This window comes from Micromonospora sp. ABR4_055, assembly GCF_056160425.1.
In genome coordinates this window covers 1-21409 of sequence record NZ_JBSWXD010000118.1, presented here as the reverse complement: position 1 = coordinate 21409, position 21409 = coordinate 1, and the positions used below count along the sequence as shown (strand labels likewise).

27 protein-coding genes are annotated in these 21409 nt (G+C 69.7%); 15 read left to right on the top strand and 12 right to left on the bottom strand.

Features of this window, described 5'->3' with window-relative positions; genetic code table 11:
* Positions 1-178 precede the first annotated feature (178 nt).
* The gene (locus ACXAHD_RS23360; RefSeq protein ID WP_289212297.1) at positions 179-970 is read right to left on the bottom strand and encodes a hypothetical protein; all 792 of its coding nucleotides are present in this window, start codon (positions 968-970) and stop codon (positions 179-181) included.
* Positions 971-1150: 180 nt separating this feature from the next.
* Positions 1151-1975: a hypothetical protein gene (locus ACXAHD_RS23355; RefSeq protein ID WP_475053179.1), complete on the bottom strand. Its 825-nt coding sequence runs from the start codon at positions 1973-1975 to the stop codon at positions 1151-1153.
* A gap of 98 nt (positions 1976-2073) precedes the next feature.
* Here ACXAHD_RS23355 and ACXAHD_RS23350 point away from each other — a divergent pair, with 98 nt between their 5' ends.
* Positions 2074-2367: a 4a-hydroxytetrahydrobiopterin dehydratase gene (locus tag ACXAHD_RS23350; RefSeq protein WP_278167350.1), complete on the top strand. Its 294-nt coding sequence runs from the start codon at positions 2074-2076 to the stop codon at positions 2365-2367.
* 74 nt (positions 2368-2441) lie between these two features.
* Positions 2442-3554 (top strand): FHA domain-containing protein, encoded by a 1113-nt coding sequence (locus ACXAHD_RS23345; RefSeq protein WP_289212299.1) that lies wholly within the window; start codon positions 2442-2444, stop codon positions 3552-3554.
* A gap of 13 nt (positions 3555-3567) precedes the next feature.
* On the opposite strand, the gene ACXAHD_RS23340 is transcribed toward ACXAHD_RS23345, so the two are convergent.
* Genes ACXAHD_RS23340 through ACXAHD_RS23330 form a run of 3 tightly spaced genes read right to left on the bottom strand, consistent with a single transcriptional unit; the run spans position 3568 to position 4775 of the window.
* Positions 3568-4122 carry a Uma2 family endonuclease gene (locus tag ACXAHD_RS23340; RefSeq protein WP_282234135.1) on the bottom strand — a complete coding sequence of 185 codons (555 nt, stop codon included), beginning with the start codon at positions 4120-4122 and terminating at the stop codon, positions 3568-3570.
* On the bottom strand, positions 4112-4399 hold the full coding sequence (locus ACXAHD_RS23335; protein ID WP_475053177.1) for a hypothetical protein: 288 nt from the start codon (positions 4397-4399) through the stop codon (positions 4112-4114). The genes ACXAHD_RS23340 and ACXAHD_RS23335 overlap by 11 nt, the downstream gene beginning before the upstream one ends.
* The gene (locus tag ACXAHD_RS23330; protein ID WP_475053176.1) at positions 4389-4775 is read right to left on the bottom strand and encodes a hypothetical protein; all 387 of its coding nucleotides are present in this window, start codon (positions 4773-4775) and stop codon (positions 4389-4391) included. The genes ACXAHD_RS23335 and ACXAHD_RS23330 overlap by 11 nt, the downstream gene beginning before the upstream one ends.
* Positions 4776-4917: 142 nt before the next feature.
* Here ACXAHD_RS23330 and ACXAHD_RS23325 point away from each other — a divergent pair, with 142 nt between their 5' ends.
* The 6 genes from ACXAHD_RS23325 to ACXAHD_RS23300 all read left to right on the top strand — a co-directional run bounded on the left by ACXAHD_RS23325 (position 4918) and on the right by ACXAHD_RS23300 (position 7892).
* The gene (locus tag ACXAHD_RS23325) at positions 4918-5691 is read left to right on the top strand and encodes a helix-turn-helix domain-containing protein (protein WP_281553534.1); all 774 of its coding nucleotides are present in this window, start codon (positions 4918-4920) and stop codon (positions 5689-5691) included.
* Positions 5678-5872 (top strand): DUF397 domain-containing protein, encoded by a 195-nt coding sequence (locus tag ACXAHD_RS23320; RefSeq protein WP_278167365.1) that lies wholly within the window; start codon positions 5678-5680, stop codon positions 5870-5872. Before ACXAHD_RS23325 ends, ACXAHD_RS23320 begins: the two co-directional genes overlap by 14 nt.
* A 184-nt stretch (positions 5873-6056) precedes the next feature.
* Positions 6057-6461: a hypothetical protein gene (locus tag ACXAHD_RS23315; RefSeq protein ID WP_281553535.1), complete on the top strand. Its 405-nt coding sequence runs from the start codon at positions 6057-6059 to the stop codon at positions 6459-6461.
* Positions 6461-7162, top strand: coding sequence for a nucleotidyl transferase AbiEii/AbiGii toxin family protein (locus ACXAHD_RS23310; RefSeq protein WP_281553536.1), 702 nt, complete (start codon positions 6461-6463; stop codon positions 7160-7162). Before ACXAHD_RS23315 ends, ACXAHD_RS23310 begins: the two co-directional genes overlap by 1 nt.
* On the top strand, positions 7159-7353 hold the full coding sequence (locus tag ACXAHD_RS23305) for a DUF397 domain-containing protein (protein WP_281553537.1): 195 nt from the start codon (positions 7159-7161) through the stop codon (positions 7351-7353). The genes ACXAHD_RS23310 and ACXAHD_RS23305 overlap by 4 nt, the downstream gene beginning before the upstream one ends.
* A gap of 14 nt (positions 7354-7367) precedes the next feature.
* A complete protein-coding gene (locus ACXAHD_RS23300; RefSeq protein ID WP_281553538.1) occupies positions 7368-7892 on the top strand; it encodes a hypothetical protein in 525 nt (174 codons plus the stop codon).
* On the opposite strand, the gene ACXAHD_RS23295 is transcribed toward ACXAHD_RS23300, so the two are convergent.
* The 4 genes from ACXAHD_RS23295 to ACXAHD_RS23280 all read right to left on the bottom strand — a co-directional run bounded on the left by ACXAHD_RS23295 (position 7875) and on the right by ACXAHD_RS23280 (position 11064).
* A complete protein-coding gene (locus ACXAHD_RS23295) occupies positions 7875-8867 on the bottom strand; it encodes a fibronectin type III domain-containing protein (protein WP_289212304.1) in 993 nt (330 codons plus the stop codon). The two genes, ACXAHD_RS23300 and ACXAHD_RS23295, sit on opposite strands and share 18 nt — an antisense overlap.
* Positions 8868-9022: 155 nt before the next feature.
* The gene (locus tag ACXAHD_RS23290; RefSeq protein ID WP_281553540.1) at positions 9023-9190 is read right to left on the bottom strand and encodes a hypothetical protein; all 168 of its coding nucleotides are present in this window, start codon (positions 9188-9190) and stop codon (positions 9023-9025) included.
* 69 nt (positions 9191-9259) lie between these two features.
* Positions 9260-9823 (bottom strand): Uma2 family endonuclease, encoded by a 564-nt coding sequence (locus tag ACXAHD_RS23285; RefSeq protein ID WP_281553541.1) that lies wholly within the window; start codon positions 9821-9823, stop codon positions 9260-9262.
* 140 nt (positions 9824-9963) lie between these two features.
* On the bottom strand, positions 9964-11064 hold the full coding sequence (locus ACXAHD_RS23280; RefSeq protein WP_281553542.1) for a questin oxidase family protein: 1101 nt from the start codon (positions 11062-11064) through the stop codon (positions 9964-9966).
* Between the two features lie 165 nt (positions 11065-11229).
* On the opposite strand from ACXAHD_RS23280, the gene ACXAHD_RS23275 reads away from it, so the two are divergent.
* The 3 genes from ACXAHD_RS23275 to ACXAHD_RS23265 are packed head-to-tail and all read left to right on the top strand — an operon-like array spanning position 11230 to position 13047.
* Entirely contained in the window at positions 11230-11583 is a 354-nt protein-coding gene (locus ACXAHD_RS23275; RefSeq protein ID WP_278174377.1) for a helix-turn-helix domain-containing protein, read from the top strand.
* The gene (locus tag ACXAHD_RS23270) at positions 11573-12436 is read left to right on the top strand and encodes an ImmA/IrrE family metallo-endopeptidase (protein ID WP_281553543.1); all 864 of its coding nucleotides are present in this window, start codon (positions 11573-11575) and stop codon (positions 12434-12436) included. Before ACXAHD_RS23275 ends, ACXAHD_RS23270 begins: the two co-directional genes overlap by 11 nt.
* Entirely contained in the window at positions 12433-13047 is a 615-nt protein-coding gene (locus tag ACXAHD_RS23265; RefSeq protein ID WP_281553544.1) for a PIN domain-containing protein, read from the top strand. The genes ACXAHD_RS23270 and ACXAHD_RS23265 overlap by 4 nt, the downstream gene beginning before the upstream one ends.
* A 33-nt stretch (positions 13048-13080) precedes the next feature.
* Here the strand turns inward: ACXAHD_RS23265 and ACXAHD_RS23260 are convergent, their stop codons facing one another.
* On the bottom strand, positions 13081-13542 hold the full coding sequence (locus tag ACXAHD_RS23260; RefSeq protein WP_281553545.1) for an SRPBCC family protein: 462 nt from the start codon (positions 13540-13542) through the stop codon (positions 13081-13083).
* An 88-nt stretch (positions 13543-13630) separates the two neighbouring features.
* On the opposite strand from ACXAHD_RS23260, the gene ACXAHD_RS23255 reads away from it, so the two are divergent.
* Entirely contained in the window at positions 13631-16942 is a 3312-nt protein-coding gene (locus ACXAHD_RS23255; protein WP_281553546.1) for an SNF2-related protein, read from the top strand.
* Positions 16943-17043: 101 nt separating this feature from the next.
* Here the strand turns inward: ACXAHD_RS23255 and ACXAHD_RS23250 are convergent, their stop codons facing one another.
* Positions 17044-17967, bottom strand: a complete 924-nt coding sequence (locus ACXAHD_RS23250) for an oxidoreductase (RefSeq protein ID WP_475053173.1) — start codon at positions 17965-17967, stop codon at positions 17044-17046.
* Between the two features lie 103 nt (positions 17968-18070).
* On the opposite strand from ACXAHD_RS23250, the gene ACXAHD_RS23245 reads away from it, so the two are divergent.
* Positions 18071-18895 carry a helix-turn-helix domain-containing protein gene (locus tag ACXAHD_RS23245; protein ID WP_281553547.1) on the top strand — a complete coding sequence of 275 codons (825 nt, stop codon included), beginning with the start codon at positions 18071-18073 and terminating at the stop codon, positions 18893-18895.
* Positions 18896-18981: 86 nt separating this feature from the next.
* Here the strand turns inward: ACXAHD_RS23245 and ACXAHD_RS23240 are convergent, their stop codons facing one another.
* Positions 18982-19617 (bottom strand): helix-turn-helix domain-containing protein, encoded by a 636-nt coding sequence (locus tag ACXAHD_RS23240; RefSeq protein ID WP_281553548.1) that lies wholly within the window; start codon positions 19615-19617, stop codon positions 18982-18984.
* Between the two features lie 124 nt (positions 19618-19741).
* On the opposite strand from ACXAHD_RS23240, the gene ACXAHD_RS23235 reads away from it, so the two are divergent.
* Together ACXAHD_RS23235 and ACXAHD_RS23230 are read left to right on the top strand one after the other, a co-directional pair.
* A complete protein-coding gene (locus tag ACXAHD_RS23235; RefSeq protein WP_233605653.1) occupies positions 19742-20041 on the top strand; it encodes an Rdx family protein in 300 nt (99 codons plus the stop codon).
* Between the two features lie 103 nt (positions 20042-20144).
* Positions 20145-20945, top strand: a complete 801-nt coding sequence (locus ACXAHD_RS23230) for an NPP1 family protein (RefSeq protein WP_281567411.1) — start codon at positions 20145-20147, stop codon at positions 20943-20945.
* Positions 20946-21409: the final 464 nt, after the last annotated feature.

The following is a 21409-nucleotide window of genomic DNA, read 5'->3' as shown; positions in this document are numbered from 1 at the left end:
AGGGGGGGGGGGGGGTGGGGTGGGGGGGGGGGGGGGGGACGGGGAAGGGGGAGGGGGGTAGGGGGGGTGGGGGGGGAGGGGTGGGGGGCCCCCTGGGGGGTTCCCCCCCGCACCGTCGATCGGACTCGCTACCTGCCGGTCGTACTGCTCTGCCGGTCGTACTGCTCTGCCGGTCGGTTCAGACGTCGAACAGGTCCAGCATGTCGTCCGACATGTCGATGATCTCGCCGTCCGGCTTCTCGACGGTCACCGGCTCGCCGAAGTTGGCGTACCCGATGGTGATGGTGCCGGAGGTGGCCGACACGCTCTCCAGGTCGATGACCATCTCGACCAGCCGGCCCTCGGCGTCAAGCGTCGCGATGAAAGGCACCGCCTTGGCCGCGTCCCCCAGATCCGCCAGCATCTCCTCGTCGGCGCTCGGCGACTTGGTCATGTCGATCGTGCCGGTGATCTCGGTGTCGGTGGACCACTCGGCGTCGGCGACGCTGCCGATAATCTCGGCCGGGTCACCGGTCGGCATCATGCTGAAGCCGGCACCGGCAGGAAGCTTCGACGTGTCCGACTTCATCCACACGTCGGCGAGCTCGTCCATGTCCGTGCCGCCGAGCTGCATGTAGATGTCGGTGCCGAGCTGGCGAAGGACGATGCTCACCGTGTCGCCGTCGGCACCCATGTTGATCTCGATGTTCGACTTTTCGCCGGCCGGGTCGACGTCGCCGACGACCTCCATCAGTACGCCGTCGGCCTCGGTGCCCAGGCTCATGGTGAGCCGGGCGCTCTCCTCGGTGCTCTTCGCGGTGGCGGCGGCGATCGCCTCCGTGGCGTCACCCCGGTTGTCGGCCGCACCGGACTCGGCGCTGCTGTCGGTGGCGGGTGCGTCGGTGTCAGCCGCGCCGCCGCAGCCGGAGACCGCGAGCGAGAGCGCGGCGACGACGCCGATCCCGGCGTGCGTCAACCGTCGAATGTGCATGAAGATGTTCCGTCCCCTCGTGAATGACAGCCGGCGGGAGATTGCCATGACGGTGGCGCCTTCGACGTCGCCGTACCACTGCGGTAGGCGGTCCGCCGGCTGGTGCCGCGTCAGCCTACCGGTCGGCTCCGGTCCGGGGTGGACCGCTGCCGATCATTGCGCGGCCCGGTGCCGATCGGGTCACTCGGCGAGGGCGGCGACCATCGCGTCCGGCATCGGCACGATCTCGCCGTAGGTGGGGGCCTCGATGGTCTCGGCCCGGCCGAAGTTACCGAGGCGCAGCCAGATCGTCGGCACCTCGGGCATCTGCTGCTCGTCGCCGAGGGACAGGTCGGTGAGCCGGCGCTCGCGGTCGAGGGCGGCGGTGAACGGTACGGCGCGGATCATGTCACCAAGCTCACCGAGTTCGCCGAGTTCATCGAGGTCGGGCAGGGCCACAGAGGACCATCTGGTCAGGTCGACGGTGCCGGCGATCACGCTGTCCCTGGTCCACTCGGCTGCGGTGACGCCGCCGATCAGACCGGCCGCGCCGATCAGATCGCCCTTGGCCATCGTGTCGAAGGTGCCCCCGGGCGGGAGGTCCGCCCGATCGGTGTGGAACCAGACCCCGGCCCGCTCTCCGCTGCCGTTCATCAGGTAGAAGTCCTGTTCCAGCAGGATCATGGTGACCATCACCGTGGACCCGTCCTCCTGGAAGTAGGACTCGATCTTGATCCGTTGGTTCTCCGGGTCGATCTCGGCGTGTGCCTCGGTCGTCTCGCCGGACCGGCCGGACATGACGAACCGCACCCTGGCGGGCTGCTCCTGGGCCTTGCCGATCGCGGCGGCCAGCGCCTGCGTGGCGTCGCCCCGGTCCTCGGTCCGGTCGTCGGCCGAGCTGGCCGAGGCTGTGGCCGTCGGGTCCGGGTCGGTGGCGGGGCCCGACCGGCCGCACCCGGTGACGGCGAGGGCGAGGGAAACAACAAGCCCACCGACAATTGCAGTGGTCTGCCTCGTTTGTGGCATTGATGCCTTCCCAAACAGGAATGACTGATGAGCGGTAAACCTACTCGCCGCGACCCGCGTGCCGATCAGCTGGGCGAGACAGACGGTAAGGTCACCGCATGGCAGAGGTGCTGGACACCGCACAGGTGCAGGCCGCGCTCGCGGAGCTGACGGACTGGGTGGGCGACCCTGAGGCGATCGCCCGTACCGTCTCGTTGGCGACCTTTCCCGACGCGGTCGCCGTGGTGACCCGGGTGGCGATCACCGCCGAGGAGATGGACCACCACCCGGACATCGACATCCGGTGGCGGACCCTGACCTTCCGGTGCCGCACCCACTCGGCCGGCGGCACCACCGCCCTGGACATCGAGCTGGCCCGCCGCATCGACGAGATCGTCGCGGCGCAGGGTTGACGGGGGAGCGGACACGGTGACATTCCAGACCGGGAGAGGTACGCGGTGGGATTCCTGACCGGGGGAGGTACACGGTGAGATTCGAGGTCAGCAAGGTACTCGACGCGATCGAGCGCCGACTCAGCACCGACCCGGCGACCGCACGTGCCGTCGTGGACCTGGCCGAGGTCGTCCGGTACGTCGACTTCGACAACGGTCGGCCGGCCAATATGCTGCGCCTCGGGCAGCTGATCGACGCCCTCGGCCGCAGCGTCGCCGAGGAGAACGTCCCGGTGTACGTGGTCGTGCACCGCGGCCTGCTCTCCGACGCCGACCTGACCTCCAACGAGCGGATGGTCGCCCGCCGGTGGTCCGACGACGGCCTGGTGGAGGTGCTCGCCGACCCCGCCGACCGGCTTCTGGAGGTCGCCGAACTGCTCGGCCTGCCGGTGCTCAGCCGCCACCGGTTCGACGGCATGCGCGGGCGTTACCAGTGGCTCAGTCAGCCTGGCCGGCTGCTCGCCCCGCTGCCCGGCCACGGCGGCCCGGCGCTGACCGCCCGCGCCGGCGGCGGCAACACACCGGCGACCGCCGAGCCGTCGCCGGCCGGTGCGCAACTGCTGGCCCGACTGTGGAGCTGCCCCGACCCGGAATGCGCGCTGTTCGGCCGGATGCGGGTCGGCCGCCCCGGTGGGCAGCCGCCGCCGACGCTGCGTACCGGCCAGCCGACCTGTCCCCGGCACGGGGAACGACTCACCGAGGCGGGTGCCCGCCCACCGGCCGAGGTGCTGTCGATCCGCATCGACGGAATGGTCCGGCAGCGGTTCGTCGTCTCCGCCGACCACCCGATGGTGGTCGGCCGGGCACCCGAGCGCGGCGAAGGCATCATGCTCGGCCAGTGGCTCACCGAGGAGGCGCGGCGCTGGATCAGCCGCAGCCACGTCCGGTTCGAGCTGCACGGCAGGGACCTCGTCGTGCAGGACGTCAGCACCAACGGCACCGGCGTACGGCCGGGTGGCTCACCCGACGACGACGAACGCCGCACCATCAAACGCCAGGCCCGGCCGTTGCAGGCCACCGACGTCGTCGAGCTCTACCCGGGGGTGCACATCGCCCGGTCGAAGGTCTGGGCCACCGGTGGCGTGTCGAACCCGACGTCGGTGATGGCCGACGCGCCGACCATGGCGCTGCGGATGATGGACCGCTGACCCCGCGTTTCCTTCAGCCGAGATGGTCGGCCGGGGACGTCTGCAGCAACCAGGCCAGGGGCATCTTGGCGCTCTCCTGGTAGGTGCCGTGCGCGGCGAGCCGGTGCAGGGTGACGGTCTGCGCGCCGTCTCGGTCGACCACCCAGTACTGGGGGATGCCCGCCGAGGCGTACTCGCGGACTTTTGTCACCGCGTCGATGCCTTCCGAACCGGGCGAGACGATCTCGATCACGAGCACGATGTCTGCCACCGCTGACCAGACGCTCCTGGGCGGAGGCTTTTGCCAGACGCTGATGTCCGGGATCCTGCCCCCGTCGCCGTCTGGCCCGGGGATCCGGACCCCAGCCGCCTGAAGAACCTGCTCTGCCGGCCAACCCGCCATGATGAGCCAGGCGAACAGGCGGCTCGCGGTCATCGCGTGCGCAGAGTCGGGTGGGGGCATAACCGACAGGACCCCTTCAGGGCTGGTCTCGTAGCGGTGGCCGTTCGGATCGGCGGAGTTCATTGCGGCCGCGTCGTCGAGCGTGACAACGGCGGGCATGTGCATGCCGACGGCCTCAGCGCTCATGCGGCTCATTGTAATGGTCGGCGCCGTTGACGGGGCGGGGGCGCTCGACGACACCGGGGCGGGTCAGCGCGCTCTTGTAGACGGCGATCGCCACCATCCGGCCGTCCCGGCCACCGGCGACGACGGTGCCGATGAGCCCGACGACCTGCGACTGCTCCTGGTCGAGCCCGTAGCGGATGTCGGCGACCCGGACGATCATCGACTGGTCGGCGTACACCCAGTCGGCCTTGCCCAGGCGCAGCGTGTCGCCGACACGGAGCAACTCGTCACGCGACATCGTCACCATCCCCATGCCCATCGGCTTCGTCGTCGGGGGTCATCGGAGGCCACAGGCCGGCGAAATAGAGTACGGCCATCACCCGTCGGGCCTTTCCCGGATCGTGCCGGCGCAGCACCGCGAGTGCCTTCGTGAACGGCTCGCAGAGCGCGGCGGAATTGCACACTCGGCATTCGGCGAGCCGACTCGGCAGGTGGGTGCTGACGATCTCCCGGGCTCGCCGTACCACTGGATGATCCACTGACAGGTGGACGCTGTCCGGCAGCGGCGGGCGATTCGGCGTCGGATCATGATCCCTTTTCCCGCCGGGCGGGGTGCCGATCGAGGTGTAGCGGGCGAGGCGGGGTGTGCCGCCGATCCCGTCGTTGCGTAACACGTGATCTCCCTTGCCGTCGTCGAAGCGCCTGTGGTGATTTCCACCCTGGACTGTGCGACCCCGACACGGAATACTGAGTCCACCGATTGCCGTGCGTCAGTCATTCCAGCGCGTACCAATGGATTCCAATGGAGGCCAGGAGATGAGCGAACTTCAGGATCTGTTGCGCAGTGAGCGCCTCAAGCGCAACCTGACCCAGGCCCAGGTGGGTGAGGCCATCCGGGTCAGCAATTCCCTGATCGGCGCGTTCGAGACCGGCAAGTCGATCCGGTTGCCGGACACCGCCGTCGACCTCGACCGCATCTACGAGACTGGCGACCAGATCCAGCGGCTGTCCCGGACCGCCCGGGAGGACGCGCAGGCCCTGTGGCTGCGCTCCTGGCTGGAAAGTGAGCGCCGCGCGCTGGTGCTGCGCTCGTTCGAGCCGCTGGTGATCCCGGGGCTGCTGCAGACCGAGGCGTACGCCCGCGCCGTCCTCGCCGTCGGCACCCGCACCCGACGGCGGCTCGACGAGGCGCTCGCCGTTCGACTGGAACGCCAGTCGGCCACGCTGGCCCGCGACGAGGACATCCAGTTCACCGCGATCATCGCCGAGGCGGCGCTGCGCGTGACCGGTGCCTTCATGAAGGATCAGTTGGAGCACCTGGTCGACATCGGCCACCGCTCGGATGTGCAGATCCGGGTGCTCCCCGCCGACGTCGGCATGCACGTCGGGCTGGCCGGCGCGTTCGTCGTCGCCTGCCTCTCCAACGCCCGGCGGATCGGCTACCTCGACGACCATCTCGGTGGTCGGATCGTCACCGAGGCTCAGGACGTGCTCGACCTGGAACAGTCGTGGGATGCTGTGTCGGGACTGGCGCTCACCGTCAGCCAGAGCCGCGACCTGATGCTAAGGATGATCGATGAACGCGAGTGAGCCGATCTGGCGCAAGTCGAGCCGCAGCAGCCCGAACGGCGGCAACTGTGTGGAGGTCGCCGACAATCTGCCGGGCCGGGTGCTGGTGCGGGATTCGAAGGACCGGGCTGGTGGCACGTTGGCCTTCGCGCCGGCTGCCTGGTCCGCCTTCGTCGCCCACACCCCGTCAGCCGTACGCTGACCCACCCCCAACGCCGCCCCACCCGCCCTCGGGCATGTGCGCTCAGCCGACCGGCTCGCCCCCATCTCATCAGCGGGCGAGCCGGTCGGACACCATCGAGTGACCGGTGGCGGGACAATGCTGGTGTGGCAGCGTGGGCTGACGGCGCGCTGGCGGTGAGCCGAGCCCGCCGTCGTTATGATTCGTGGTAGTTGACGATGTGTTGGCCAGGATCGGGGACTGGGACGTGGACGAGTTCGGCAGGGCGGGGCGTGGCGCACCAAGCGGGTCGCGTTACGCCGACCAGCGTCCGTACGTGGTCAGCGAGAACCTGGACGATCTCCATGGCCCGGTCAGTGGGCAGGTCACGTTGAGTAGAAGTCTGGACTGGTCGGGGCGGGCGCAGTACGACCTGGCCAACCCTCGCAGGCTCGCCAGCATGTACGAGACAGTGCTCCGCGAAGCGACGACAGTGGATGACCTTATTCAATGGCTGGACGGCCCGACGCTGGTCCGCATCTGGCCTACGCTGGTCCTGCCTCCACAGGTCCGGCAGGTGTGGGAGTCCAAGCACCAGGTTCTCGCGCATGCGCGGCAGGCCGCCGCGTAGTGCCGCACGAGACTCACCCACTCCATCGACAACTGGCTGAAATCGGTCTGCGAGCGGGCGGACCCTTCGGCTTCGCGTTGGCCGGCGGCCATGCGGTGGCAGCGCATGGGATCCTCGATCGGCCGAGTGAAGACGTCGATCTCTTTTCCGACTGGCAGCGTCGCGCCGACTTTCCCCAAGCTGTTGACGTCCTCATCGCTGCCTACGAAGCCGAAGGATTCAACGTCACCGTCGATCTTCGGCTGGACACTTTCGCTCGACTGCACATCAGTCACGGCGATGCCCCGGGCGAGCAGCACCGCGTCGAACTTGTCGCGAACTGGCGCGCGCAACCGCCCGTTGAGATGCAGATCGGCCCGGTGCTCCACCCTGACGATGTGATGGCAGGCAAGATGGACGCGCTCTACAACCGCGCGGCAGCACGCGACTTCCTCGACATCGACGCTGCCGTAACACGTGGCCGGTACACCCATGACGAGCTCTGCGCACTTGCGACAGCCGCAGATGCTGGCTTCGACCAGCAGCTCTTCGCACAGATGCTCGGCTCGATCGCACGGTTCGATGACCAGGACTTCATCGACTACGGGCTCGACGCCAACGATGTGGCCGCATTGCGTGACCGGTTCAGCGCCTGGCAGGCTCGGATCCGGGCCCAGCTCTCCGGGGCCGCACCGCGATCTGAACGTGAGGATGATCGATGAAAACGAGTGAGCCGATCTGGCGCAAGTCGAGCCGCAGCAGCTCGAACGGCGGCGACTGCGTGGAGGTCGCCGACAACCTGCCGGGCCGGGTGCTGGTGCGCGATTCGAAGGACCGGGCCGGTGGCACGTTGGCCTTCGCGCCGGCCGCCTGGTCCGCCTTCGTCGCCCACACCCCGTCAGCCGTACGCTGACCACCGGGGCCGGCGTGCACCCGCCGGAGCTTCCGTCGACGCCGATCGGCCTGACGCCGGTCGACCGGTCGCACCGTGCGGTGCTCGGCAACCTGGGGCAGCTGTACCGGTACGACCTCGCCGAAGCGTACCGTCACCTGCCGAACGCGGACGGCACCTACAACAATCGCCGTCTCGATCGCTTTCTGGCCGGCGCGGATCCGGACACTCGGGCGTGGCTGATCACAGTGGCGGGAGGGCTTGGCGGATTCGTCATGGCGGGCCGGGTGGATCAGATCGCCTCGATCAATGACTTCTTCGTGGTCCGGCCGTTGCGGCGGACCGGCGTGGGACGTGTGGCCGCCGGCCGGGTCATTGCCGAATGGCCGGGCCGGTGGCGGATCGCCTTCCAGGCGTACAACCCTGGAGCACAGCTGTTCTGGCAGCGGGTGGCGACCGACGCGGTCGGACCGCACTGGCACCGGTCCGAGGCGCCGTCAGTACCGGGCGCACCTGCGGATATCTGCCTCAGCTTCGATACATCACCAACGACCGGGTGATGTTCGATCATGGCTGGGGGCGGTGAAGGTCACTGTTTCGGAGGGGGCGGACGTTATGCCAGCCTGGTCGACCGCCCGTACGTAGACCTCGTATGTCCCGCCTGGGGAAACGGCGAACGTGACGGTCCGTACGTCCGGCCCGGGGTTCGGGATTCCGAGGCCGACGCCGTTGACGTACGGGTAGTACCGAGAGATCGGGAAGTCGCCCGGCGTCGAGGCCGTCCACGACACCGTCGCAGAGGTCGGGCTGAGCGCGGTGACGGTCAGGTCGGACGGCGGGGACGGCGGCACCGACGGGACGGTGGTGAAGGCGCCCCGTGCCGACGGGGCCGAACGCGGCGTGCCGCCGGTGTATCGGACGACGACGAGGAAAACGTAGCTCGTGCCCGGCCTGAGCCCGACGAGCTGGACGCTGGTCGTCGACGGGTCGGTCCTCGCCCGGATCTGGATCGGCTGGGTCGGGGTGGCGGGTGGGACGATCAGGTCGTAACCGGCGATCCGTTCGACGGCGACCGCCGGTGGTTGCCAGGAGACCGTGGCGGTGGTGGCGGTGACGTCGGTCGCCACCGGCGGGCCGGGAACGATCTCGCTCGGCAGGGTCGTGATGTTCACTGGGGCCGAGGCGGGCCCACGGAGGCCACTGGTGTCCCGTGCGCGTACGAACAGGTCGTAGTTCGTAGCCGGGCGCAACCCTCCGATCGGCACGAAGACCCACGAGCTGGTCGTGGTGGCGACCAATTCGTCCGGGTAGATCCAGCCCAGCCGGCGGGCGTAGACCTCATATGCCGCGATTGGGTTGGTCCCTGCGGCGGCCGGCATCCACGCCAGGTCGACGGTGGTGGCGGAGAGGAACTGTGTGCCGGCGGCTTGTGGAGCACCGGGCGGGGTCACCGGCGCGCTTGCCTGTGCCGGCACCGGCCCGGAGATCACCAACGCGACGGCGAGCGCGACGCCGAGAAAATGCCTGTGTCCCACTCCGACATGCTGCGCCAGACAATTATATCTGTCAATCACTCGATGATGTTTCAGCTCGCGGTTGACGCCTCGGTCTCGACAGCTCCGGCCGGGAGTGGGTGACGGCGCCCCGATTCCCGGCGGTGGTGGTTGAACTCGACCACCCTCCACCTCGGTCACCTCACGTCGGCGAGCGGTCGCCGGGTCAGCACCCGGCGGACCAGGTTGTGGATCGTCGCCGCCATGTCGACTGCCATCGGCACCACGACCAGCTCCGTCACTCCAGGTAGGAAGGTTTCCATCCCGAGCCGGCGGGAGCTGAGCTGGTCTCCAGCCGGCGGCATCCGGAAACTGCTTCCGGCGTCACCGCGGCGCCGCCCCGGTGTTCCGTTGAGACGAGAATCGCGAGGATGCTAGAAGTCGAGCAGGGCGTCGGTCGTGATGTCGATCGGGAACGGAAGGTCGGAGGTCAGCCGCTGTCCGTCTGCGGCGACCGAATGTTCGACGTAGTGCTCGCCCTCCAGCCGGAACAGCCGCAGCGTGAGTGATTCGTACTCGACCATGTCGGGCTCGACGAGCAGGTACCAGCCGATTCGCGCGGCCGCGTAGAACTGCATCTTCTGTACGCGGTCGGTGGCGACACTGCTCGGCGAGGTGATCTCGCCGGCCAGGACGACCTCGTGTGCGTCGGCGACGCCACCGAGCCGCCCGACCTTTGCCACCACCAGGTCCGGGATCACGATCCGGTTGGCGGCCAGTCGTACGTTCACCGCCTCGTGCGCGCGCATACCCGCCGACCGCGCGGCCGGCCGGATCGCGGTCAGGAGGAGGAACGAGATGTCCTGATATGGCCTGTTCGGTGCGGGGCTCACCCACAGTCCTCCGTCGATCAACTCGATCCGGTTTCGGGTCTCCCCGAGCGCGAAGTACTCGGACTCGGTCCACGGCTCGGGGTGATCAAGTGCGGCAACGCTCATTGGCAGACTCACCTCCTTACGGATGCTGTCACAAGTCTCCCACCACTGCGTGCTGCAGCCCGGCGATCGTCGGCGAGCCGAGTAGTTCAGACTCAAGATGGCCATGCCCTGGTGATGCTCCTGGATACTTGGTTGGCGGGTCAGCTGTCGGTCGCGACCAGGTGGACGCAGTGTCGGGCTCTGCGGAGCGTGGTCGGGTCACCGGTGGCGGCGTACACGTCCAGAGCGGTGTCCGCGAACTTGATCGCGTGCGGATCGGTGGTGCGGGCAGCGACCTCGAACAGCTCGGCTGCCTGCTCCGCGTCGTGTACTGAGTCCGTACAGCTCACGGTGTCGCCGGCCGGGTCAGGCACTGGCCGGGGTTCGGCGGGGGAGTAGGCAGCGGTCACCGCTGCTGTCGCGGCCCAGGCCGCGGCGAGGCTCGGCTCCCAGAGCCGTTCGGGCAGCGCTGGCAGGGCGCGCAGGACGGCGTTCGGCGCGGTGGCCGCGTGCACCAGCATGACCGGGTTGGCGTACCCGTGGGTGGCGTGCCGGGCGACGGCGGCGGCGACGATCGCCGCCAGTCGGTCGGGAGCCGACCCGGCCGCGCTGCCCGGCTCCGCGCCCGAAGCGGCCGGTAGGTCGGGCACCGCGCCTGCTGTTGCGGGCCAGTCGGGCAGATCGGCGAGCTGTGCCAGTCGCGCCCGGATACCGTACCGCTGGTCCGGCACCCTCGGTACGGCGTCGAGCGCTGTCCGGGGGTCCGACGTCGGGTAGGCGCCCCTGCCGGGCGGGGCGAGTGGTTGCCAGCGGGCGGCCCAGTAGGCGAGCCCGTGGCCCAGTTCGGCGACCCGGGGTGCGGTTTCGGCGTCGATCAGCGCCCGGACGGCATGGCCGACCCGGATCACCCCGTGCGTGGCGCCGGCGGCGATCCCCGGCAGCAGCCGGGGCCACCATCGGGTCAGCACCTCCCGCCAGGGGGCGAGGGCCAGCTCCCGCTCGAAGTAGTCGAGCCAGTCGCCGGTGCGGACCGGGTCACCGAGCGGGTCGCGCCACTGCTGCGCCGCGATCGGGCTGACACCTCGGGGTCGAGGTTCGAGTCGGTCGGCGTACCCGTCCAACCACTTGTGGACGACGTCGCCGCGCCCATGCCGGGCCAGCGCCTCGGCGGCCATCGGCGCGTGGTTAGACAGCCAGCCGTCGCGCTCCGGCCCGGTCGCCAGAATCCGTTCGTACGCCTCGTCAAGCACTCCGTCCACCATGTTCCGCAGTCTGCAACTTCGATCGAACTTGAGGTCAAGCCAGGCGCCCGCGTCGTTGCGGTGGCTCTGGCTGCTGGGCGCCGGCAGTGCGAGACAGAAGGCCCTGGGGGAGGTAGACTGAATCATCATACGAGAAAGTGATTCAAGTCGGGAGGGGCGGCGGCAATGAGTACTGGTGCCCGGATCGAGCGTGCCCGGATCGCCGCTGGTCTGAGTCAGCGAGCTCTCGCCGAACGTTCAGGCGTCTCGCAGTCGACCCTGTCGCGCATCATCTCCGGCGACCGGGTGGCCAAGATGCCCGAGATCGTCACTATTGCCTGGGCCACCGGACACACCGTCGCTCAACTCACCGGGGCGGTGGCGGTGGCGGACCGCGTCCAGTTCGCGGCCAGGGCGACCGGTGGTTCGGACATGGAAGGGATGAGGCAGGCACTACTAGGGTTTCTGGAACTCGATGACTATCTTCACCAATATGCCATCCCGGCCGTCAGCGACATCGGTTCCGGGCGTGACACCTGAAGCACAGGGACGCGCGGCGGCCAGCCGTTTCCGCCTGGAGCACCACCTCGGGATTCAGCCGCTGGGTGATCTCGTCGCAGTCATTGAACAGGCCACCGGCGTCGATGTGGCGGTCCTTGACGCTGGACCCGACGAACACGGTCTGACCATGTGTGACCCGGCCCACGGCACTGTGTTCATCGGCGTCGCCCGGACCCGGCACCCGATGCGGCAGCGCAGCACGCTCGCCCACGAGCTCGGCCACGTGCAGTTCGGTGACTGGGCGGCAGACGGTGCCGGCAGCTGCGGCCAGCGGTCACCGGTCGAGGTCCGGGCCGATGCTTTCGCCCGGCACCTGCTGCTGCCGCTGGACGGTCTGCGGCAGTTCCTCGCGGACCTGCGGGTGACTGATCGGTCCGTGCTGTCTGCCGTCGTCCAGCGCTACCTGGTGTCTCCAGCCGTCGCCGCCATCGCCTTGGAGCAGGCCGGATACATCGACGCGGGCAGGAAAGCGGAGTGGATGGGAGTGACGACCCCCCAACTCGCTGTCCGCTTCGGATGGATCGACCAGTACAACGCGCTGCAGGCTGACTCGAACCGACGGCGGGCGCCACAACGACTACTGTCCCGCGCAATCGAGGGCTACGCGGCAGGTGTGCTCTCCGCCCAGGTCATCGCCAACCTGCGCGGCGTCGCCCTCGAAGCAGCCGAAGCGGAACTGGCCGAGGCTGGGATCGGACCGGCGGCCCAGCAGACGGTCTGGGCTGATCCGGCGGACCTGCCGGATGTCGGAGTCGATGTGACGGAGCTCGACGACTATCTCCGCGACGCGGGCGACGGTGAGGAGTGGGCCACGGAGACAGGGAAGCAATGAGCCCACGGCCGATCATCGATGCAGGCCCTGGTCTGAACTTCCTGTCGATCAACAAGGAACGGCTCCTCATCGGTGTCCTCGGGCCGTTGAGTGCCCCGGAGACGGTGCAGGACGAGGTGCTGCGCAAGGCGCGGGCGGACCCACGATTCCGTACGGCAGGCAGTGTGTGGCGCAAACTGACGCCACGGTGGATCCAGGTGCTGTCTGACGATGAAACGCCAGAACTTGCGGTGGCCGTACGCCGGATGACCCAGCAACCGATGCAGAAACGGATGCAACAGCCGAAAGATCTGGGCGAAATCATGGTGGTGGCGCACGCTGTCGTCGCAGCAGAAGCGGGCGCAGCGATGTCCGTGCTCATCGACGACGGAGCGGGAGCCCGGATCGCAGCCGCTGAAATCGGTCGGTTGCGACAACTCCATGCCGCCGGTCAGCCAGTCGGGTCGATCCGACTGGTCAGCACGCTGACGGTGCTGCAGCGGGCGGCCGGCACGCAACACATTCCGGACCGAGCCGCCATGCGTGACATCTACCAGCGCCTCCGTGGCTTGGACGACGGGCTGCAGCCGATCGAGGCGACGCCACTGCTGTCTCCTGGCCATTGGGCGTGACCGGCCTCGGTTGGCCGGCGCAGTGGGTGGAGGCTACCGCTCGACGTACGTGGCGAGGTTCGCCAGCGAGGAGGCGAGGCCGGCGGCGTGGTCCGCCGCGCTGATGCCGGCCGGTACGTCGTCGGCGCGGATGTCCACCCGGGTGCCGCCGTCGACCGCCGACACCTCCCAGGTCATGGTCATCGTGCCGGCGTACGCCGGATCGTCGGCGACGAAGTCGACGGCCTGCACGACCCGTACGCCCGGGACGAGGTCGACGAAGCGGGCCTCGACGATGTCGGAGTCGGCGGTGGCCTTGCCCGGTCCGGTCGTCGCGTCGGCGTAGGTCAGGACCAGCCGGTAGCCGCCACCGGGCCGGGCGTCGAACCGTTCGAACCGGCCGGTCATCCCCTGCGGCGGCAGCCATGCGGCGAGTGCCTCCGGGTCGACCAGGGCGGCGTAGACGCGCGCGACCGGGGCGGACATCACCCGGGCTGCCGAATCGGTACGGGTCACGGCGCGTCACCGGGACCGGCGATCAATCGTTGCGCTGACACCCGGCTAACCTACGTCGCGACGCGGCCTATCCGGGAGACGACGAACAGTGGCGAAGCTGGAACTCACCGTCGAAGAAGCGGCGCTGTGCGAGATCGTCGGCGTACGGGCGTTCCTGCGCGCCCGTGCGCAACTCGCGGACGGCGAGTTGACCGACGCCCGCTGGGATCCGACGACCGGGCACGCCCAGGGCCGACTGGACCCTGGTCGCGGGGGCACCGTGACGGCGGCGGTCACCACCGACCCCGACGGCCTCGTCGCCACGGTCGACGGTGCCTGCTCCTGCGGCGAGAGGTCCTGCGGCCACCCGTACGCGCTGGTGCTGCAGGCCGTCGTCGGTGCCGCGCCGACGGTCCCGCAGCAGCGGCAGGCACCGGACGCGCCGACGGCGGACTGGGAGAAGAGCCTGTCGGCGCTGGTCTCCGACGTCGCCCCGGTCGTCACCGCCGCGCCGGCCCGGGCCACCGTCGGCCTGCAGTTCGAGCTGGTCAAACCGGGCGCGGCCGGCGCCGGCGGGCCCGCCGGACGCATCGCGTTGCGTCCGGTCGTACCCGGCCAGACCGGCTGGGTCCGCTCCGGCATCAGCTGGTCGAACGTGCAGTATGCCGGCTATGGCCGGTCGCCCGAATCCCAACGGCACCGCCAGTTGCTCGGCGAGATCCTCACGCTATCGAGGTTGGACGAGGACCGGTACGGCTACTACAGCCACCCGACGACGATCTTCCTGGACGCGTTCGCGAGCCGGCGGATCTGGGACCTGTTGGCCGAGGCCGACGACGCCGGGCTGCCGCTGGTCCAGCCCGGCAAGTACGGCCGGCCGGTGGTCGTCGGCCGGCAACCGGCCCGGCTGTCGGTGCAGGTCGACCGCGCCGACGACGAGTTGATCGTGCAGCCGGTGCTGCTGGCCGACGGCGTACCCGTCGCCGCCGAGTTCTCTGTCTTCGTCGGCCGACCGGCGCACGGGATCGCCTGGTGGGCCGAGCGCGGCGGCGTCGAGCCGCAGCCCCGGGACCGGGTGCTGCGGCTGGCGCCCCTGTCCGGCGCGGTGTCGGCGGCGGCGGCGAAGGCCCTGGCCGGTCCCGCGATCCGCGTCCCGGCGGCCGACGAGGCACGGTTTCTCGAACGGTTCTACCCGGAGCTGCTCAAGCAGGTCGAGGTCGTCGCCGCCGGACCGGCGGTGCACCTGCCACCGGTGCTGCCTCCCACCCTGACCCTGGCCATGACACCGATGCCGGGACAGGCGTTGTCGATCCACTGGCAGTGGGTCCGCGCGGTCGGCGCGCACCGGCAGACCGAGCCGCTGTGGGCCACCGGTCCGCGCGGGCACGCCGACTCACGTGGGCACGCCGACCCCCGTGACGCCGTCGTCGACCAGGTCACCGAGGCGACGGCCAAAGCGGTACCGGAGGCGATCGAGTCGACTCCGAACGGCCCGCGACTCGCCGCCCTGACCACGCTCACCGGCGACGCCATGATCCGGTTCCTCAGCGAGGTCCTGCCCCGGCTCGCCGACCTCGACGGCGTCGAGGTGGTCGAATCGGCAGCGGAGCCTGTACCGGACTACCGGGAATCCGACGAGACGCCGGTCATTCGGTTCGCCGGCACCGACCATCCCGGCGAACACGACTGGTTCGACCTGTCAGTGCAGGTCAGCGTCGGCGGCGAACAGGTCATCTTCGATCAGCTGTTCACCGCGCTGGCGCAGGACCGGCAGTACCTCATCCTGCCCAGCGGCACGTACTTCAGCCTCGACCGCCCCGAGTTCGCCCAGCTCCGCGAGCTGATCGACGAATCGCGGGCACTGGAGGACCGGCCGCCGGGCGTGCTGCGCGTCGGCCGGTTCCAGGCCGGCCTCTGGGCCGAACTGGCCGAACTGGGGGAGATCACCGGCCAGGCCGCCGCCTGGCAGCGCGCGGTCCGCGAGCTGGCCACCGCCGGCGCCGCCGTCGACCACCAGGTTCCCTCGCAGGTACGGGCGGAGCTGCGCCCGTACCAGCTCGACGGGTTCCGCTGGCTCGCCGCCCTGCGGGAGCACCAGCTCGGCGGCATCCTCGCCGATGACATGGGTCTCGGTAAGACCCTGCAGACGCTGGCCCTGATCCGGCACGCCCGCGCCGACGTACCGTTCCTCGTCGTCGCCCCCGCCAGCGTCATCCACAACTGGGTCGCCGAGGCCGCGCGGTTCACCCCGGACCTGACCGTACGGGCGGTCACCCAGACCTCGGCACGGCGCGGCGTGGCTCTCGCCGAGGCGGCCACCGGGGCAGACATCGTCGTCACCTCGTACACGCTGCTGCGGCTGGAGTTCGACGACTACCAGGCGCTCGACTGGGCCGGGTTGATCCTCGACGAGGCCCAGTTCGTCAAGAACCACCAGTCGCAGAGCCACCGCTGCGCCAAGCAGCTGACCGCGCCGTTCAAGCTGGCCATCACCGGTACGCCGATGGAGAACAACCTGCTCGAACTCTGGGCGCTCTGCTCGATCACCGCCCCCGGGTTGTTCCCCCGGCTGGACCGGTTCACCGACTACTACCGCGGGCCGATCGAGCGGGACCGCGACGGTGACCGGCTCGCCCAGCTGCGCCGCCGCATCCGGCCGCTGATGTTGCGTCGCCGCAAGGCCGACGTCGCCGCCGACCTGCCGGAAAAGCAGGAACAGGTGCTGGAGCTCGACCTCGACCGCAAACATCGCCGGATCTACCAGGCCTATCTGCAGCGGGAACGGCAGAAGGTCCTCGGCCTGCTCGGGGACCTGGAGAAGAACCGGTTCGAGATCTTCCGGTCGTTGACGTTGCTGCGCCAGGCCAGTCTCGACGTCGCCCTGGTCGACCCGAGACACGAGGGTGTTCCGTCGACCAAACTGGACGTGCTGGCCGACCAGATCACCAACCTGGTCGCCGAAGGCCACCGTACGCTGGTGTTCAGTCAGTTCACCCGGTTCCTCGGCGCGGCGCGTGACCGGCTCGTCGGCGCCGGCGTCCGGTGCGGCTACCTCGACGGGTCGACGACCAACCGGGCCGCCGTGATCGCCGAGTTCAAGCGTGGCGACGCCGACGTCTTCCTGATCAGCCTCAAGGCGGGCGGGTTCGGCCTCAACCTGACCGAGGCCGACTACTGCATCCTGCTCGACCCGTGGTGGAACCCGGCGACCGAGGCCCAGGCCGTCGACCGCGTCCACCGGATCGGTCAGACGTCGAACGTCATGGTCTACCGGATGGTCGCCAAGGACACCATCGAAGAGAAGGTCATGGCGTTGAAGCAGCGCAAGGCCGAGCTGTTCAGCAGCGTGCTGGACGGGGGCGAGTTCGCCTCCGCGCAACTGTCCGCCGCCGACATCAGGGACCTGCTCGACCTGGACTGAGTCGACCGACCGGCCCGTGCGGTGAGCTGCGTCTGCCGGCACCGGCGTCCCGGCCGGCGGCGCCGTCGCGAACGTGCGCACCGCCGGTGCGCCGGGCCGCGTCAGAGGTACGCGACGCCGGTGAGCCGGGCCGCCTCGGCCCACATCCGCCGGCCGTTGCCCAGGTCGCGGGCCTGGGGGCTGGCCCGCACCTCGGTGACCGGGCCACGGATCTCCTGGAACCCGCGCGGCCCGAGGAACTGCCCACCCCGTACGCCGGGAGCGGTTGCCGCGTACAGCTGGGGTCGGGCCCCGGCCTCGACCGGGCTGACGACCAGTGACATGAGTCGGCTGGCGGCGCGCATCAGCCGGCCCCGGTCGGCCATCGCGCGCGGGGTGAGGTTGGTGCGGGTCATGCCGGGGTGGGCGAGCACGCTGACCACCGGCGACCCGGTGGCTCGCAGCCGCCGGTCCAGCTCCAGGCCGAGGATGGTGCCGACCAGCTTCGACAACGCGTACGCCCGGTTTCCGTTGTAGGACCGCTCCAACGTCAGGTCATTCAGGTCGAGATTGCGCCATCTGTGGACGATCGACGACACGGTGACCACCCTGGGTTCCTTGCCGGCGGTCAGCCGGTCCAGCAGCAGCCCGGTCAGCGCGTACGGCCCGAGTGCGTTGGTGCCCATCTGCAGGTCGAACCCGTCCACGGTCAGCGGCGGTCGCGGGCCGGTCAGCACCAGCCCGGCGTTGTTGACCAGCAGGTCGAGGCCACCGGTGAGGTCGGCGGCGAAGGCCCGGATCGACGCGAGTGACGCCAGGTCCAGTCGGCGTACCTCGACGTCGGCACCCGGCACCTCGCGCCGGATCGTGGCGGCCGCTTCCTCGCCGGCCGCCACGTTGCGTACCGCCAGCACCACGGCGGCCCCGTGCCGGGCCAGCTCCAGCGCGGTGACCCGCCCCACGCCGGAGTTCGCGCCGGTCACCACCGCGCGCCGACCGTGCTGGTCGGGGATCTGCTCTTCGGTCCAGTTCCGCATGTCCTGCATGACCGTCGACGCTAGGTAGCTGGACGCACCGTCGGAGAGACCTGGCCAACCTGGGACCACGGGACCTACCCTGCGGGGTGCGTCGACCGGCACACTCGACAGTGTGACGAGCACGGTCTACGCCCGCGAGCTGGCCGACTTCCTCCGAAACCGCCGCTCCCGGCTGCGGCCCGAGGAGATCGGGCTGGCACCCGGCCCGCGTCGGCGGGTCGCCGGCCTGCGCCGTGAGGAGCTGGCGCTGCTCGCCGGGGTGAGCACCGACTACTACCAGCGGCTGGAGCAGGGCCGCGACGTGCGCCCCTCCGACGACGTACTGACCGGCATCGCCCGCGCGCTCGCGCTCAACGCCGAGGAGACCCGCCACCTGCGCGCCCTGGCCCGCCGGGCACAGCAGCCACCGAAACCACGACGGCGTGCCCGCGAGACCGTTCCGGAGAGCACTTGCCGGCTGCTGCACAGCCTGCACACCCCGGCCGTGGTGGTCAGCCGGCACCTGGACCTGCTGGCCTGGAACGCCATGGCTGCCGCCCTCTACCCGGGTATCGGGCCGGCCAACGCGCTGATCGACATGTTCGACCATGCGCAGGCGCACGGCCGCTGTCCCGGCTGGGAGGAGACGGTGCTGGACTATCTGGGCTTCCTGCGGGCGGCGGTCGCCGCTGACCCGGAGCACCCACGCGCCCGGGAGATCGTCGGCACGCTCAGCATCCGCAGCGAGGAGTTCCGCCAGCTCTGGGCCCGCCACGAGGTGCGTGAGTCGGTCAGCGGCAGCAAGACGTTCCCGCATCCACTGGTCGGTGACCTGCGGCTGGACTGGGACGCCTTCACCCCGCCAGGACGCTCCGGCCCGATCCTGATCGTCTACACCGCCGCGCCGGGCAGCGCCGACGCTGAACGGCTGCAACTGCTCGGCGCGTACGCGAGCTGATGTCTTACTCGGTGACGGGTACCACCGGGTCGGGTCGGCGGCGGGCAAGCAGCAGCCGGCCGAGCGTTCCCAGGTGCGTACGCGGTTCAGGGCCTGCCACCCTCCCTGGCCCGTTCCCCAGTCCGCTCCCGATCCCGCGCTCGCTCCCGGGGGCGGGCCCGCAGGTGGGCGCGTTCGCCCTGCTGGCCGAAGAGGCTGAGGAACTCGACCGGCTCATCACCGACCGCGCCGAACCAGTGCGGCACCCTGGTGTCGAACTCCGCCGCCTCGCCGGGAGCCAGGATCAGATCGTGCTCACCGAGCAGGACACGCAGCCGCCCGTCGAGGACGTACAGCCATTCGTAGCCTTCGTGGGTCTTCAGCTCAGGCTCGCGGCGTGGGCTGCGTGTCGGGATGATCAGCTTGTACGCCTGGATACCGCCGGCCCGCTGGCTGAGCGGAAGAACGGTCATCCCGAAGCGGCTGACCGGCCGCAGGTGGATGCGTGGGTCGCCGGTCGGCGGCGCGTCGACCAGTTCGTCCAGGCTGACCCCGTGGGCGCGAGCGAGGGGTAGCAGCAGCTCCAGGGTGGGTCGGCGGGTGCCGGATTCCAGCCGGGACAGGGTGCTAACCGAGATGCCGGTGACTGCCGACAACTCGGCGAGGGTCGTCTCGCGCTGTTTGCGCAGCGCCCGCAGCCGGGGGCCGACCGAGTCGAGGGCATGGTCGAGGTCGTCGTCCATGCCACCCAGTTTGCCAGACCGGCAAGAGCATTTGCCGGTACGGTGGCCCGCCCGACGGCGCCCTGCCGGACATGCCCGGCACCGACCTTGTCGACCCGGTGCCCGGCGCAGGCATACTCGGTTGGTGACCACTACCAAACAGCCACGGTTGGAGATCGAGTACTGCACGCAGTGCCGCTGGATGCTGCGCGCCGCATGGACGGCTCAGGAGCTGCTCACCACATTCGCGCTGCGGCTCGGTGAGGTGGCGCTGGTGCCGGGCACCGGCGGAGTGTTCGAGGTCAGGCTGGACGGTGAGACGATCTGGTCGCGCGGGGAGAGCGGCTTCCCAGGAATCCCCGAGCTGAAAAGACTGGTACGGGACCGCATCGCGCCCGATCTCAGCCTCGGCCACACCGACCGGGCCCTGCCGCACGGGCTCTGATCCACCGCTCGGCTGTGCACCGTACGGCCATCGGTAGTCAACTCCTTGGATATCGACGTTGACCACAATACGCTGGTCACTTCGGTCAATCAGGGAGGTCGCCTTGCGTCGATCCGCCAGCCCGAACCGTACCGCGATCCACGGCCGAAACTGGATCGCAGCCGCAGCGCTGTCCACTGTGCTGGTGGTCGCTCCAGCCGCGGCCGCGCGGGCCGCGAACCTGCCCAACCTGCCCCAGTCCGCCGGCGGTTACGAGCTGACGTTCTCGCCGGCGTACGACTACGACGGCGACGGGTGCTATCCGGTAGCGGCGATCGCCCCCGACGGCACCCTCAACGGCGGCCTGAACACCACCGGGGCGGTCAACGGAAACTGCCGCGACCAGTCGGACCTCGACCGGACCCAGACGTACGCCAGGTCGAAGTGCAACAACGGCTGGTGCGCCATCGTGTACGCGAGTTACTTCGAGAAGGACCAGGTCCTGCAGGGCTGCTGCGGTCACCGGCACGACTGGGAGCACGTCGTCTCCTGGGTGAACCAGGCGTCGGACCGGGTCGACTACGTGTCCCGGACGGTGCACGGCGAAGTGCAGACCTATCCGCGGTCCTCGGTGCGGTTCGACGGCACACATCCGAAGATCGTGTACCACAAGGAAGGCGCCTTCGGCTCGCACAACTTCCGGCTGGCGAACAGCAACGACGACCCGCCGGAGAACCACTACGGTACCTGGCGGTACCCGCCGGTCGTCGACTGGAACGGCTGGCCCGGCACGGCGCTGCGGGACCGGTTGATGACGGCCGACTTCGGCTCCGCCAGCATCAAGATCACTGATCGGGACGACCGGTTCCGTAACCTTTTGAGCAGGTCGAAACCGGCAGGTATCCCCTTCGACCCCTGGGCCTGAATCCGAGGCTGATGCCACAGGTGCATCAAGATGTACCTGTGGCATCAGCCTCGCCCAGGTCGACCAACCCTCAGCGGGGCTGTACGACGGCTCTCAGACCGGCGCGGAATGATCCGCCGGGCATCGTCGTTGTGCATGGTCGCGCCACGCACTCCGGCCCGCAGCCGCCAGGCCCCGGCCAGGCGGCCCGGCGGGTGGGCCCGGTCGGGAATCGTCGACGGGTCGGCGTGGTTGTACATGGTCACGGCGCGCGGCAGCGCACCCGCACCCCCCATTCGGGGCGTGCCGGAGCCGCCCGCGAGCCGACGTCGCACGTCTGACATCCCGTACCACCCGGACGACCGTTTACCGCGCACCCGCCCGTGACAGGTGTGGTGTGCCCCCTCGGCAAACGGAAGGTGGACCCCCATGACCACGATCATCACCCGTACCCTGCGTACCAGCCTGCGCACCACCGCCCTCGG